Below are 13,601 nucleotides of genomic sequence, written 5' to 3' on the forward strand. Positions count from 1 at the left end.
GCGATGTAGTCCATCGCATCTTCACGGGAGATGTTCTTACCCTCTTTACCGATCACCGCCACCAGTTCACACTCATAGTGTTGGAACTCGATGTTATCCGGGCGGTAAGCATTCTGTTTATGACCGGTCAGGGTATTGGCACCTTTAAGGAACACCAGCGGCTCTTTCGGTGGTTCAAACGCCAGCTCAGCGGCGTGATCCGCATAGTTCAGACCCAGGGCGAAGATAGTGCCCGGCTCTTTCACCGGACACAGCCAGGTAACATCCGCTTCATTGATCAGTTGACCATCAGTTTTAGATTTCAGCTGACCATCTGCCTCAACGGTGACATCCAGTTCGGAGCCATTAAAAAGTACGCGTGCGTGTTTCATTCTGAATGATCTCCTTACTGGCCAAGTGTGTTGTTGAGTTCGGTAACACCGTCAATCATGGAGTGGACCTTGTCGCCCGGTGCAACCGGTGCCCGCTGACCCGGGAAACCCACTGCGATCACATCGCCCGGCTGCAGTGTCATGATGTAGGAGATTGTGCTGATCAGTTCAGCAACACCGCGTACCAGCTGCGAAACCGGTGTCTCATTAACGACCGTGCCATTCACCGACGTAACAACCGTCAGAGCCTGCGGGTCGGCAACAGCAACCACATCAGTACCGATAGGTGCAGAGGTATCCAGACACTTGCCTTTGATATCAGGGCGGTAGTAGTTCTGCTCTACCAGTGAGAAGTCATGTACCAGGGTGTAACCCTCAACATAGTCCAGCGCCTCTGCCTCGCTGACACGGCAGCACTCTTTGCCAAACACCACCGCCAGTGAAGCACCCACCACCATCTGTTCTGCGGGTGAACCATCAACCTGTGCCCACTCAACCACGGCACCATCGGTACTCCAGGTGTTGTGGGGTTTAAAATAGAGAACCGGCTGTTGTGGTGCACCTTTATACGGTGCTTCAGCAAACTCGGCTTGCATGGCGTTGAACTGTTCAGCGTCGTTCAGCGCTACACAGACTAACTTACCTTTCACGATTGGATTTTTACTCATTGAATTTGTACCTAAACTTGTGCCTGAATTTAATATCCGCTGGAGCCAGTGGCATCAGATTTGTTGTCCCCGGACTGGAAGCTTTCTGCCAGTTGTTTGGCCGCATTGCCCAGTAACAACGTATCGACTCCCACACCGACAAACTTCGCACCTTTCTCAACATAGTGATGCGCTTTAGCAGGATTGATACACAACAGCCCCGCCGCTTTGCCCGCCGCATTGATCACCTTAAAGCCGTTTTCAATCGCCGCGACTACCTCAGGGTGATCCGGATTACCGATATGGCCCATCGAGGCTGACAGATCAGAGGGGCCGATAAACACCGCATCCACCCCTTCAACCGCAGCGATCTCTTCAAGGTTAGCCATGGCGGTAACCGTCTCCGCCTGAACGATCAGACAGATCTCATCGTTGGCTTTTTGCAGATAACCGGGGATACGATTCCAGTTGGCCGCCCGGGCCAGTGAACTCCCCAGCCCCCGCACACCCATGGGTGGATATTTAACCGCTTTAACCAGCTCCCGTGCCTGCTCTGCGGTGTCACACATGGGCACCAGCACCGTTTGCGCACCGATATCCAGAATCCGTTTCAGCAATGCAGTACGGCCCTCCTCCGGACGCACAATTGCAGGTACACCATAGGGTGCAATCGCCTGCAGATGACGCATCGTGGAGTCCAGTTCAAAGGGGGCGTGCTCGCTGTCGATCAGCAGCCAGTCAAACCCGGCCCCGGCAACAATCTCGGCGCAGGTTGCGTCGGGCAGCCCCAGCCACAACCCCCACAAAGGCTTGTCGCCTTTCAGGCCCTGCTTAAATTTATTAACAGGAAGATCCATAGCCACCTCTTAAACAAACTTCACTGAGATACCGCCCAGTGGGCCGTAATCTGCATGCACAGTATCACCGGCTTTAACCGGCACCGGACGGGTAAATGAACCGGCCAGAATCACCTGACCCGGCTCCAGCGCTACGCCATGAGGGGCAAAGCGTTTACATACCCAGCAGATACCATTGGCCGGATGCCCAAGAACACCCGCGGCAATACCGGTCTCTTCAATCTGACCATTCAGATAGAGCAAAGCTCCGGCCCAGCGCAGATCCATATCCATCGGTTTGATCGGGCGACCGCCAAGAATAATGCCGCCATTCGCCGCGTTATCCGCGATCGTGTCATACACTTTGCGGGTATAGCCCGTTTCAGGGTCGGTACGGTGACACCGGGCGGCGATCAGCTCCAGAGAGGGAATCACATAATCGGTGGCATTAAGCACATCAAAGATGGTGACATCGTCACCCTCCAGTCGATCTTTCAGCACGAATGCCAGTTCCACTTCGATACGGGGATCGAGGAAATCAGACGCTTTGATCTCAGCCCCATCGGCGAAGAACATATCATCCAGCAGCACACCGTAATCAGGCTGATCGATATTCACCGCCATCTGCATCGCCCGGGAGGTCAGACCGATCTTATACCCTTTAACCTTAGCACCGTTGGCGATCTTCTGATCGACCCAGGTTTTCTGCACAGCATAGGCATCAGCCATAGTCATATCAGGATAATCGAGCGTCAGGGCTGGGATCTGAACACGATCCTTCTCTGCCTGATAGAGCTTCTCTGCGGCTATTTTTATCTGCTGTTCTGTTAACATATCTGACCTTCCATCATAATGCTGACCGCTGCAATCAATGACTGCAGCCTGAAAATTGTTTGCCGATTACCCTGTCCATTTTATCTTCCACACTGGAAAGGCTAACATATTAACGATAATATACTTAATATATTAAGTAAATTCCAGCTTTTATTTGCAGGTTATAGGATGACCACCAAGAGTATTGCCAAAAATCTGATCAGCCACTGGCCGGGGGCGCGCATAGCCGGCATCACTGTTTTACTGATGTGCCTGCTGACACTGACAAATATAGTGCTGCCTCTGGGCTTAGCCGGCGTGGCAACCCTGCTGTGCTGGATCTATATAGTCATCGAAGCACCACGGCTTAAACCCAAGCAGCGCAAACAGATTGCGATGCTGTTTGTTGCGGGCATAGCGGCAGCGCTGCTGGCCTGGAGCCTGGGGTCGGATATGTCGTTGCAAACCCTGTTTGGTGCCCATCTGAAGCTGGCCATGTTACTCACGGCGATCAGCTTCATCGGCATGGCGAGTAATGTCGGCTGTGAAGTCAGCAAACCTGGTCTGCGCAGCTTTATCACAACACTGCTCGGCATGCACTTCTTCTCCTCGGTCGCCAACTTCTCTTCAGTGATCGTTGTCGGTGACCAGATTAAAAAACATGAGGGGATCGATCAGCTGTCACAACTGGTGCTCAGCCGGGGCTTCGGTATGGCGGTGCTCTGGTCACCCTTTCTCAGCCTGCTGCCTCTGGTGCTGGAACAGGTTCCCGGTGTCGAACTGTCTCAGGTTTACCCGTTCTCTATCTCTATTGCCGTTATCGGCCTGATGCTGAGTATCATTGAAGCGCGCTTTCGGGTAACCACGGCCTTAAAGAGCTACGCCGGTTACCCACTTAAAACTGAAACACTGGCCATGCCGGTGGTACTGATCGGTATGATTCTGCTGCTTAGCTGGCAGCAGCCAGAACTGCCGACCGTGTTTCTGGTATCACTGCTTTCAATCGTTGTGCCGGTCTGCTTGCTCACGCTGAGGACTAACCTCCATTCATCCAGTCAGAAAGTGTCGCTGCATATCACAGAAAAACTATCCGAAAGCCGCGCGGAAATAAGCCTGTTTATGAGCGCCGGGGTATTAGCAGCAGGGGTAAAGGCCTGTATCGGGGTTGGTCTTATCAGCCTGCCCTTTACCGAAACCGATGCCGGTGTTGCCTCTTTGGTATTGATGATGATTGTCAGTCTGGCGTATTTAGGTATTCACCAGCTGGCACTGGTAGCGATCTTTGCCGGTCTGCTGGCGGATATAACCGTAACGCCCAATCTGATGGCGATCGCCTATATCCTGGGTACATCACTGGCGATGTCGGGCAGCACCTTCAGTGGCCTCAACTTCATCATGAAGTCCCGCTTTAATGCCACCGATGGAGAGATCATCCGCAACCAGTTACCCTACAACCTGGTCATGCTGGCGGTTGGCTGTGGCGTTATCTATCTGATGCAGGCGATGGGAGTTCGTTAACTCCCTTTCCCACTCTGGAGAGTCTGATCAGCGATAGGTTGATCGTTTATAGGCTTCAATAATCGCTAAGGCAACCTGCTGAATAGGCAGCTTCTGATCCATCGCGCTTTTCTGTAAGGTTCGATACGCCGCGTCATCATCAAGATTCAGGTTCTCCTTGAGAATCGCCTTTGCACGTTCCACCAGCTTTCTGGCTTCCAGTGCTTCTTTGGCTTGTTGCAGATCATTTGTCAGAGCCTGGATCTGTTTACGCTGTTCTAAAATCAGCGTCTGAACCGGATGTGATGGGTTCGCTGGATTAAGTAAACCGCTGCCAACGGCTTCGCTGGCATCGTCCTTAAGACTGGTGAGAAGCGCTATCTGCTCCTGAGCCGCAGAACGATTGCGTTTAGCCAGGTCGACCCGGTTATCACACAGCGTCAATATCTGATTCATCGCCTGTATTTCCAGAGTATGCAAGGCATCGATATAGAGTGTGGCTTTCTCATACCAGGTATCGGCCAGCTCTGGATTCACCTGCTGACCCTCGCGAAGCTTATCCCGCAGAGCTCTCATCTGCTTAAAATCAGCAATCAGTTCACTACTCTCCAGCTGAGACAACGCAGCGTTCAACTCAGGTCGCGCGGTTTGCTGAAAACCACTGAATATCTCAATCTGCTGGTGATTAACCCGTTCCAGTCGTTCACATAAGCGAGGCGCAAAACTCCCCCGGGCAAACCCAACCACCGTCCAGGCCCGTTCCTGTCCCACCAGTTCCTTCCCCTGAATCAGATGAAACAGCGTACTCAGCCCCTGTGTCACCTCCGGGTCAGTGGCATGATCGGCCACCTCGAAAACTATCAGCAACAGGTTTTCAATTAAACGGTTATATGAGGTGGTCGCATCGACCGGCTGGTATTTGTCATTTTCAATATCGGTTCGCAGGCGATTTAAGCCCTCCAATGCCAGCAATGCAGAGGCGATCAGGTTAAGCAGCTTCGCACTCACGGTACCCTCAAGTGCAGATTGATGGACAACAGCAAGCCCTTGTTGCATCGACGCAAAGGCCTCATCAGTCAACAATAACTGTTCGGCTCGCTGCTGCTTTGTTTTCTCTCCGCCCCCAACTAACAGCCTGTTTGAAAGACCCCGTTCACGCTGTAACTGATGGATAAATTCGCAGATCAGGTTCACCCATCTGAGCATCGACTTCAGTTCAGTGATCGTATTAATCTCTGACTGCTTTGCGGCCAGAAAAAAGGATTCGGGAGAGATCGTATTATCTTTCATTGGTATGAGCGTATCACCTGAGATATGAGCTATAGCTACAGCAATTACAGTGCCACTGAACAATATGATTTAGCTTCCAGGGCAAATCAGGCATATTCATTGCTTAGTCCTATTTAATATCGGTGAATATTTTAAAAAAATCTGAAGACGAAACTGCTTTCGTCGGGTAATGAAGCCCAAAGCTCCTCTGAGCTTTGGGCTTTTTTTTGTCTTTAAAGCGGGGAATGACCATGTTAAGTATTGATTTTATGCGCTACCTACGCGAATGGATCGACAACAAAGAAGGTATGGGAAACAAGGCGTCCAGGCTGCGCAGCCCGCGCAAACACTTACCTCTGGGGCGGGTCGATCTGGTGGGTGCAGGTCCCGGTGATCCTGAATTGCTAACCCTCAAAGCCTGGCGGCTGATCAATGAGGCCGACACCATCGTCTATGATGCGCTGGTCAGCCGCGAGTTACTGGAAGGTATAACAGGCAACCCTGAACTCATCTATGTCGGTAAACGCATGGGCGATCATAGTGCAACCCAGACCGAAATATGCTCAATTCTGGTGCGCCTTGCACAGCGAGGTAAGCATGTGGTGCGTCTTAAGGGTGGCGATCCTCTGGTGTTTGGCCGTCTGGGTGAGGAACTGGATGCACTTCGATGCGAAAACATCCCCTACAGTATTGTTCCGGGTATCACCGCCGCCTCCGGTTGCGCAGCCAGCCTGGGCTTCCCACTAACTGAACGGGGGAAATCAACCCGGCTGAGACTGATTACCGCCCAGTTCAGCGAAACCCGTGAGATCGACTGGAACAACCTGGCAAAAACCGATGAGACCCTGGTGTTTTATATGGGGGTATCGAAAGCAGCACTGATCAGCTCAGAACTTATAAAAGCGGGTTTGCCTGCCGACTACCCGGCGCTGATCGTTGAGAACGGCACCCACAAAGAGCAACGTGCTATCGAAACAACCCTTAGCCAGATGACCACAGCAATCACCGTTAACCAGGTTGAAGCCCCTGCATTGATCTATGTTGGCCGGGTTGTCACCGGTGTCCGCCAGCAGACTCAGATCAGGGCAGAAGCGATGGCAATGTAAAAATCGGTTAATGCACCGTACACACCATGCAGGGATCGAACGAGCGGACTATGTGCTGCACAGACACCGGATCTTTTTCGCCCTCCTGCACTACTGCGCCCTGTAACGCCTGTTCGAGGGCACCGGGAACGCCCTGATGATCCCGGGGGGAGAAGTTCCAGGTGGTTGGCGCGATAATCTGGTAATTGCTGATGCGCCCCTTCTCGACACTGATCCAGTGGCCCAGACTGCCCCGGGCGGCTTCGACCATACCCACACCGACAGCGGTATCAGGCATAGTGCTGTGCAGACAAAAACGCTCTGACGGATCGATCTCTCTGACCCAGCGCTCCATCTGCGGCACCACAATAGCCAACTCCAGTAATCTCGCCAGCATCCGGCTCTGAACATTACCGCCACTGCGGGCAGCCAGATCCACTATCAGCGGATGACCATTGTTAAGCTGACGGGCCAGAGCACCAGTCTCCATCACCTGACCCTCCAGTCGTGGCGCTTTACACCAACTGTAGCCCTGCTCATTATCCAGAGAGGGCTGCGTAACCCCCAGCCCCGGATGTTGCGGTGTACGTTGCCCGGACAACCAGGCATGGGAAATATCCTCGGTAATCAGATTGCTGTCCAGCGGACGGCGTCTTCCCTGGGCATCGATAACCCCCGGTCGAAACAAGCGTTCACCATCGAGCAGATAGTTACCGTAACTCATAAACTGATCAGTCGCCCGGCCCAGCTGTTCCAGTTGCAGCTGTTCCGAGAGGTGCAGAAAGGTTCGCAGATCAGAACTTTGCCAGGGTTTCTCTGCAGCCCACTGAGACAACTCAGCGGCTGAGGTCAACTGGCTGATGGTTTCCAGAGTGTCACCAAACAACCGTCGTTCGAGAAAACGGCGAAAACCAGCCAGTACTGCCAGCATTTTCAACCGGTCATGGGCATCTACAGGCTTGGCGGTGCCGCCCGGTTGAATACTGAGACTGTGGGGCCATTTGCCTGCCAGCAACCCCATCAGGTGCAGAAATTCCGCCCGGGCAGGCAGCATCTCACGAGCGGCATCGCCACTCAGCGCACGAAAACGTGCTTCAACCTCCGGATACCAGGGTTGAGAAGCATAGGCCGAGCGGGCAAAATCCGGCATGAAGAACAGATAAAAATGGGTCAGCAGATCCGCCATATTCTCATTTGCCAGCATCAGGTTGCTGCACAACTCGCCATTACGCGGCATGGCCAGCTGCATCACATCGGCCAGCGCATAAGCACAGGCAACCGACTGACTAACGGAACAGATGCCGCAGATACGGGGAGTATAAACCAGCGCATCCAGCGGGTTTTTACCCTGCAGAATCTGCTCAAAACCGCGATAAAGCGTTGAGTTAACCTTCGCGCTCTCAACCCGGTTATCACGGATATCCAGGGTGATCTCAAGATCCCCTTCCACCCGGTTGAACGGGCCTACCAGAATTCTACTCATCAGCTCTGCTTACTACTGTTATGACTTATCATGTTTCTGTTTACTGGGTGGATAGATAATCCGCTCAGAGGTTGCATTGCTTTTCAAGCGCTCCGGTGTCGCCGCTTTCGAGAGTGACGCCAGCGCCACAAACCAGGCTTTCGGCATATCGGTGGGCAGGCCCACCGGAATACCTGCAATTTTACGGGTTTTGGTAAACGCATAGGCGGGTTCTTCAAACTCCGGCGCGGTACAATTGATGCAGGCATAGCCCCCCCGGGTGCAGGAACCTTCACCGTTCCAGGGACGGATATTACAATCCGCATGGGCTTGCGTTCCCAGGCAGCCCATATTTTCCATCATACAACCCTGTTCTCCAGGGTGTTCGGCGCTGGCTTTATACTCATAAAATTCATTACGGGCGCAGCCATGGTGGACAAGATGATCGGCATAACTGCGTGGACGACCCAGATTATCGACCTGATCCGCATTGAACTCATCCAGGCTGATCTGTAACAGGGTTTCAGTCACCCAGTTGGGGTGAGTTGGGCATCCGGCAATATTGATAACAGACTGACCACTGCCTGCACGATAGCCGGCTCCCAGCAGCCCACCACTCAGGTCACCATCATATTGCAACCCGGTGGCTTCGGTAATATTGTCTCCGGCAGCCGTGATGCCGCCATACGCAGCACAGCTGCCGACCGCAACAGTATATTGTGCCTGCAGAGCCAGTTGACGCACCCACTCGATCATCGGCACTCCGGTCCCCCCCATCAGATGAAACCGGCCAGTGCCCATTGGCCCCATCAGCATCGACCCCTCGATACAGAGAATATCCAGAGGGATCTCTCCATTGATGATCTGTTGCAACAATCCGATGACCTCAGAGCCACTCTCTTCGCTCAGCGAGGGGTGCCAGAGCAATCGGATACCCGCGGCTTCGAGATTGGTTATCAGATCTGGTGACTCCGCATTCAGCAGCGACATGCTGCAACCACCGCAACCACCGGACTGTAACCAGAGCAGATTAATCATTATCAGGCTCCAGCTTGGCATTCTGTTCTGGCGGGTCTAAGAGCTTTGGCAACTCCAGCCGCACCATCACCCCTCCTGAGGGGTGATTATGAATCGATAGTTTACCGCCGTGCTCAGAAATAATACCGTAACTTATTGATAACCCCAGCCCCGTCCCCTCACCGACCGGCTTGGTAGTAAAGAACGGGTCAAATACCCGGGAAAGATGTTCTTCTGGCAAGCCGGGACCACTATCCAGAATGGTAAACCAGACCAGCTTAGCCGTCTCACCTGCACTCAGCTCCAGTCGGGCCTGCGGCTGTTGCTGCATCGCATCCACCGCATTTTGAATCAGGTTGACGATGACCTGATGTATCTGACCGGAGTGACCCAGTGCCATTAACTGATCGGGCAGATTAAGCTCGACATCAACGGGACGATTGCTCTCTTTGATAATCCAGTGGAGTGCGGTTTTGATCACATGATTAAAATCAAAACGGGTTTTCTCCGCCTCCTGGCAGGAGGAGAACTGCCGCAGGTCACGGACAATATCCCGCACCCGGTCGGCTCCCTCCATGGTACCCTCTACCAGGGAGTTGAGGTCTTTAATCGCTTTATCGAGACGCAGACTCTCCCGTAGCTCCCTCAGTTCTGCCCGGCTGCGATTCTCGCTGACAGCGTTAAAATAGGTCACCAGTTTTTCGGTATAGCGTTGCAGGGCGTGCATGTTGCCATAGACAAAACTGATCGGGTTGTTCAGCTCATGGGCAACCCCGGCGACCAGGCGACCCAGAGATGCCATTTTTTCTGACTGGATCAGCCGTTCCTGCGCCAACTTCAGCTCTGCATGGGTTTTGTTCAGTTCTTTATAGGCTTTCTGCAACTCCCCCAGGGGCCTGCCGACCATCACCATCCCAGCCATCCGGCCGCGTTTATCTTTGCGGGGGGTGCAGTTCATAGCTAACGGAACCACACCTTGATGCCCAAGCAGTTCGACCTCACAGTCCCGCACGGGCTGAAGCCGCAACTGATGCTGAATAGTGGTGATTTTATTCTGGTAGGGTAGCGTCACTAACTCAACAAACGCCCGTCCAATCAGTGATTCCGCCTGCACCCCGGTGAGTTGTTCAAGGGCACTATTCACCTGCTGAATCACCCCCTGCTTATCACAGACGATCAGCACATCACTCATGGAACTCTGAACACTGTCGAGAAACCCCTGAGTCTGTTCCAGTTCGAGGTTTTTCTGTTCAATCTCTATCTGGTAGTGCACCAGATCCGCATAGGTTTCATCCATTTTCTGGATGACACTCACCCAGGCTTCATCGCCCAGTGCGGGATTGTCGGTCGTGTCGTATGATTTTTTATCGGCCATCGGCTGTGTCAGGGCTTATTTAAAAGGCTCATTGGAAGAGCTCATTAATATCATGTAAAAGCGCATCAACTGAGATTACTCTGCCGGGAAGGCAAGTGCAAAACCATCACCTTTCCAGTTCTGTCGCTGACTGACAGTGAAAGTATAAACGGCTGTCAGGCCCGGCGCTCTGTTGCAGACTAAGGATCTCTTCACTCAGCTCCTGTTTACATTTCTCCAGAGCTTCATGACAGGGTTCCGGTTGATCACTATTCATCATAGCTACCCCTCAGCTCTCAGATTGCTGCGGCGGCTGTAGCAGGTGGGTGATCAGCGCCCGCAATTTGCCCGGTTTAACCGGTTTATTCAGCACCGGCAGCTGCCGTTCGCGAAACAGCTTTCGCCCCTCTGGCGAACGGTCTGCGGTAATGATGGCGGCGGGAATGTCATAGCCCGCAAACGCTCGCACCTGATCAACCGCTTCAACACCGGTAGCATTATCGTTGAGATGAAAATCCGCAAGAATCAGCTGTGGCTCTACCCCTTTACGCAGATATTTTTCAATCGCCTCTGCCGGATCGATAGCAGCATAGACGTCACAACTCCACTGTTCCAACAGCGCCTGCATACTCACCAGAATATCCGGCTCATTATCAATCACCAGAATCGGCCGACCACTCAGATCCTGATGGGCCATCTGCTGCGGCTGCAGGATTGCCTGTACAGCATCACTACTGACAGGAACGGAAACACTGAACATAGTCCCTTTGCCTGGCCGGGAACTGACTCTGATCGGGTGGTCCAGCATTCCGGCGATCCGCTCAACAATCGCCAGCCCCAGCCCTACCCCTTTGCGGCCGGTCTGATACTGATGATCGATCTGTTGAAACTCTTTGAAGATATCCCCGAGCTTATCCTCTGGAATGCCTGGGCCGGTATCCCATACCTGCAACTCAAGATATTCCCCCCGACGACGAACCCCTAACAACACCCTGCCCGTATGGGTATAGCGAAAGGCGTTGCTGAGAAAGTTACGCAGTACGCGCATCAATAACCGGGTATCACTGCGGATATTCAGGCCACTGCCCTGCACCCGCAGCGACACAGAGCGCTGCTCTGCCACCGGCTGAAACTCCACCTGTAACATGCGGAACAGATAGTTCAGAGGGATACTGGTCAGATCAGGCTGCACCGCATTCTGATCCAGCCGGGAGATATCCAGAAGATCACTCAACAGCTCTTCCGCCCCCTCCAGCGCCATATGGATCCGCTCAACCAGGTGATTGTTTTCCGTTGCCAGCTCCCGCTCCTGCAGCGTCGAGACCAGCAAGCGGGCAGCATTCAGCGGCTGTAGCAGATCATGGCTGGCAGCTGCCAGGTATTTATCTTTACTCTTATTCGCCTGTTCGGCGGCATCCCGGGCCACTTTGAGCGCTTGTTCTATCGCCCGCCGTTCATTAATCTCGCTGACCAGTTTCTGATTCAACGAGACCAGTTCCTGGGTGCGCTCCTCTACCCGCAGTTCCAACTCTTCATTGAGCTTCTTTAACTTATTCTGGGCTTTTTTGCGCTCGGTGATATCGGCAACAAATGCTTCCATAAGCCCACCCTGATTGTCCTCTTTTATCAACACATTAAGCGACACATCGACGGCACTGCCATCCTGACGTAACAGCCGGGTTTCATAGCTAAACAGTTTGCCGTACAGCTTCAGTTTTTCGAGCAACAGCGGGTATTCATCACGATCGAATAGTAATCCAGAAGCAAATGAGTCAACCCGGCTGCACAGTTGTTGTGGGTCGGTGTAACCACAGATTCTCGCCAGAGCCGGGTTTGCGGCAATCAAACCACTCTCAAGCCGGGCCTGAAAAATGCCATGCTGAGCGTTTTCAAAGATCGACTTATAACGGTTACGCTCATTTTCAAGCTCTTCAATCTTGGCGACCAGTTCAGGGTAGTGACTCTTGCGGGCGGACTGTCCGCCCAGCCCCATCAGACTCTCGATGGTGAGCCTGTCGCTGGGGGAGTACTCAGTCTCAGAGCGCTTCTTCATACACGACCTCAACATCCCGCTTACTCGATCTGCGTGGATTGGTCAGGATACAGGGGTCCTTGATCGCTTTAGCGGACAAGGTTGGGATATCGCTAAGGTTAACCCCCCGTGAGGCGAGTCCGTCAACCAGCCCCACATCATGCTTGAGTTTAATCACCCGCTCCTGCAACCGTTTGTGCACCATCTGGTTGTTCATTCCCCGGGTATCAATGCCCATGGTTTCAGCGACCACCCGAAACTTATCTTCGGCCGACTTGAAATTAAAACCGATCACATGCTCCAGCAGCATCGCGTTACACATCCCATGGGGCAGATCGAGAAAACCACCCAGACTGTGGGACATCGCATGAACGGCTCCGAGAATCGCATTAGAAAATGCCAGCCCCGCCTTCATACTGCCGAGCATCACCTGCTCCCGCAGTTTCAGGTCGGTCGGGGCTTTCACCAGCGCCACCAGATTGTCATTCACCAGGCGAATCGCATCCAGGGCGTGCATATCGGTAAGTGGACCGGAACCGGTAGAGACAAACGCTTCAATCGCATGCACCAGCGCATCCACCCCGGTACAAGCGGTGAGAAAAGGATCCAAGGTGACGGTTGTTTCCGGATCGATCAGGGACACATCCGGCACCACCGCTTTACTGACGATAGAGATTTTCATCCTTTCCTGCTGATCATTGATAATGGCAAACTGCGAGACATCAGCCGAAGTCCCGGCAGTAGTAGGGATAAAGATCAGCGGCGGGATGGCCATCTCAATGGTATCCACCCCTTCAAACTCCAGAATATGGCGATTGTGAGTCGCTACGATGCCGATCCCTTTAGCGCAATCCATCGGGCTGCCACCACCCACCGCGACGATCAGGTTACAGCCCTGCTGGGTGTAGATCTGCGCGCCTTTCATCACCTCTTCGGAACGGGGATTGGGGGATACGTCGGTAAACAGCTCATACTCAAAACCGGCCATCTGCAGGTCCTGGGCCACCTCGGTAACCCAGCCGGCAGCCTGAACGCCGGGATCGGACACCAACAGAATTTTACGCGCACCAAAAGAGCGGGCAAAATTGGCTACGGTTTTTCTGGCGCCAGCCCCAAAGACAATTTCGGGGGCAACAAATTTACGCAGATTGGCGATGTCATCACTCATTTCAGATTCCGGCCCAGGCGATATCGCCATCAGTGTTATTATTGTTCCGT

At 53.2% G+C, this 13,601-nt stretch carries 13 protein-coding genes; 2 read left to right on the forward strand and 11 right to left on the reverse strand.

What is annotated here, in order from left to right:
* The 4 genes from ACQY8X_RS06870 to hpaH all read right to left on the reverse strand — a co-directional run.
* Nucleotides 1-371 (reverse strand): fumarylacetoacetate hydrolase family protein (locus ACQY8X_RS06870; RefSeq protein ID WP_428034405.1); only part of this gene is annotated, 371 nt, incomplete at its 3' end.
* A gap of 14 nt (nucleotides 372-385) precedes the next feature.
* Nucleotides 386-1,039 (reverse strand): fumarylacetoacetate hydrolase family protein, encoded by a 654-nt coding sequence (locus tag ACQY8X_RS06875; protein WP_428034406.1) that lies wholly within the window; start codon nucleotides 1,037-1,039, stop codon nucleotides 386-388.
* Nucleotides 1,040-1,068: 29 nt separating this feature from the next.
* Entirely contained in the window at nucleotides 1,069-1,875 is an 807-nt protein-coding gene (gene hpaI, locus ACQY8X_RS06880; protein ID WP_299199721.1) for a 4-hydroxy-2-oxoheptanedioate aldolase, read from the reverse strand.
* A 9-nt stretch (nucleotides 1,876-1,884) separates the two neighbouring features.
* Complete coding sequence (gene hpaH / locus ACQY8X_RS06885; RefSeq protein WP_428034407.1) at nucleotides 1,885-2,688, reverse strand: 2-oxo-hept-4-ene-1,7-dioate hydratase; 804 nt, start codon at nucleotides 2,686-2,688, stop codon at nucleotides 1,885-1,887.
* A gap of 168 nt (nucleotides 2,689-2,856) precedes the next feature.
* Here hpaH and ACQY8X_RS06890 point away from each other — a divergent pair, with 168 nt between their 5' ends.
* Entirely contained in the window at nucleotides 2,857-4,185 is a 1,329-nt protein-coding gene (locus ACQY8X_RS06890; RefSeq protein ID WP_428034408.1) for a hypothetical protein, read from the forward strand.
* 27 nt (nucleotides 4,186-4,212) lie between these two features.
* On the opposite strand, the gene ACQY8X_RS06895 is transcribed toward ACQY8X_RS06890, so the two are convergent.
* The gene (locus tag ACQY8X_RS06895; RefSeq protein WP_428034409.1) at nucleotides 4,213-5,454 is read right to left on the reverse strand and encodes a nitrate- and nitrite sensing domain-containing protein; all 1,242 of its coding nucleotides are present in this window, start codon (nucleotides 5,452-5,454) and stop codon (nucleotides 4,213-4,215) included.
* Between the two features lie 230 nt (nucleotides 5,455-5,684).
* On the opposite strand from ACQY8X_RS06895, the gene cobA reads away from it, so the two are divergent.
* The gene (gene cobA / locus ACQY8X_RS06900; RefSeq protein WP_428034410.1) at nucleotides 5,685-6,539 is read left to right on the forward strand and encodes a uroporphyrinogen-III C-methyltransferase; all 855 of its coding nucleotides are present in this window, start codon (nucleotides 5,685-5,687) and stop codon (nucleotides 6,537-6,539) included.
* Between the two features lie 7 nt (nucleotides 6,540-6,546).
* On the opposite strand, the gene ACQY8X_RS06905 is transcribed toward cobA, so the two are convergent.
* From ACQY8X_RS06905 to ercA, 6 genes are all read right to left on the reverse strand, one after another.
* Nucleotides 6,547-8,001 (reverse strand): nickel-dependent hydrogenase large subunit, encoded by a 1,455-nt coding sequence (locus ACQY8X_RS06905; protein ID WP_428034411.1) that lies wholly within the window; start codon nucleotides 7,999-8,001, stop codon nucleotides 6,547-6,549.
* A gap of 18 nt (nucleotides 8,002-8,019) precedes the next feature.
* The gene (locus ACQY8X_RS06910) at nucleotides 8,020-9,018 is read right to left on the reverse strand and encodes a HupU protein (RefSeq protein WP_428034412.1); all 999 of its coding nucleotides are present in this window, start codon (nucleotides 9,016-9,018) and stop codon (nucleotides 8,020-8,022) included.
* Nucleotides 9,011-10,372 (reverse strand): ATP-binding protein, encoded by a 1,362-nt coding sequence (locus ACQY8X_RS06915; RefSeq protein ID WP_428034413.1) that lies wholly within the window; start codon nucleotides 10,370-10,372, stop codon nucleotides 9,011-9,013. Before ACQY8X_RS06915 ends, ACQY8X_RS06910 begins: the two co-directional genes overlap by 8 nt.
* A gap of 106 nt (nucleotides 10,373-10,478) precedes the next feature.
* On the reverse strand, nucleotides 10,479-10,631 hold the full coding sequence (locus tag ACQY8X_RS06920) for a hypothetical protein (RefSeq protein ID WP_428034414.1): 153 nt from the start codon (nucleotides 10,629-10,631) through the stop codon (nucleotides 10,479-10,481).
* 9 nt (nucleotides 10,632-10,640) lie between these two features.
* Nucleotides 10,641-12,404: a PAS domain-containing hybrid sensor histidine kinase/response regulator gene (locus ACQY8X_RS06925; protein WP_428034415.1), complete on the reverse strand. Its 1,764-nt coding sequence runs from the start codon at nucleotides 12,402-12,404 to the stop codon at nucleotides 10,641-10,643.
* A complete protein-coding gene (ercA, locus tag ACQY8X_RS06930; protein ID WP_428034416.1) occupies nucleotides 12,388-13,551 on the reverse strand; it encodes an alcohol dehydrogenase-like regulatory protein ErcA in 1,164 nt (387 codons plus the stop codon). Before ercA ends, ACQY8X_RS06925 begins: the two co-directional genes overlap by 17 nt.
* Nucleotides 13,552-13,601: the final 50 nt, after the last annotated feature.

Source organism: Amphritea sp., from assembly GCF_050300915.1.
GTDB lineage: Bacteria > Pseudomonadota > Gammaproteobacteria > Pseudomonadales > Balneatricaceae > Amphritea.

Coding starts and splice junctions, on each gene's coding strand:
- ACQY8X_RS06875 (WP_428034406.1), bottom strand. CDS start 1,039: ATGAGTAAAAATCCAATCGTGAAAGGTAAGTTAGTCTGTGTAGCGCTG.
- hpaI (WP_299199721.1), bottom strand. CDS start 1,875: ATGGATCTTCCTGTTAATAAATTTAAGCAGGGCCTGAAAGGCGACAAG.
- hpaH (WP_428034407.1), bottom strand. CDS start 2,688: ATGTTAACAGAACAGCAGATAAAAATAGCCGCAGAGAAGCTCTATCAG.
- ACQY8X_RS06890 (WP_428034408.1), top strand. CDS start 2,857: ATGACCACCAAGAGTATTGCCAAAAATCTGATCAGCCACTGGCCGGGG.
- ACQY8X_RS06895 (WP_428034409.1), bottom strand. CDS start 5,454: ATGAAAGATAATACGATCTCTCCCGAATCCTTTTTTCTGGCCGCAAAG.
- cobA (WP_428034410.1), top strand. CDS start 5,685: ATGTTAAGTATTGATTTTATGCGCTACCTACGCGAATGGATCGACAAC.
- ACQY8X_RS06905 (WP_428034411.1), bottom strand. CDS start 8,001: ATGAGTAGAATTCTGGTAGGCCCGTTCAACCGGGTGGAAGGGGATCTT.
- ACQY8X_RS06910 (WP_428034412.1), bottom strand. CDS start 9,018: ATGATTAATCTGCTCTGGTTACAGTCCGGTGGTTGCGGTGGTTGCAGC.
- ACQY8X_RS06915 (WP_428034413.1), bottom strand. CDS start 10,372: ATGGCCGATAAAAAATCATACGACACGACCGACAATCCCGCACTGGGC.
- ACQY8X_RS06920 (WP_428034414.1), bottom strand. CDS start 10,631: ATGATGAATAGTGATCAACCGGAACCCTGTCATGAAGCTCTGGAGAAA.
- ACQY8X_RS06925 (WP_428034415.1), bottom strand. CDS start 12,404: ATGAAGAAGCGCTCTGAGACTGAGTACTCCCCCAGCGACAGGCTCACC.
- ercA (WP_428034416.1), bottom strand. CDS start 13,551: ATGAGTGATGACATCGCCAATCTGCGTAAATTTGTTGCCCCCGAAATT.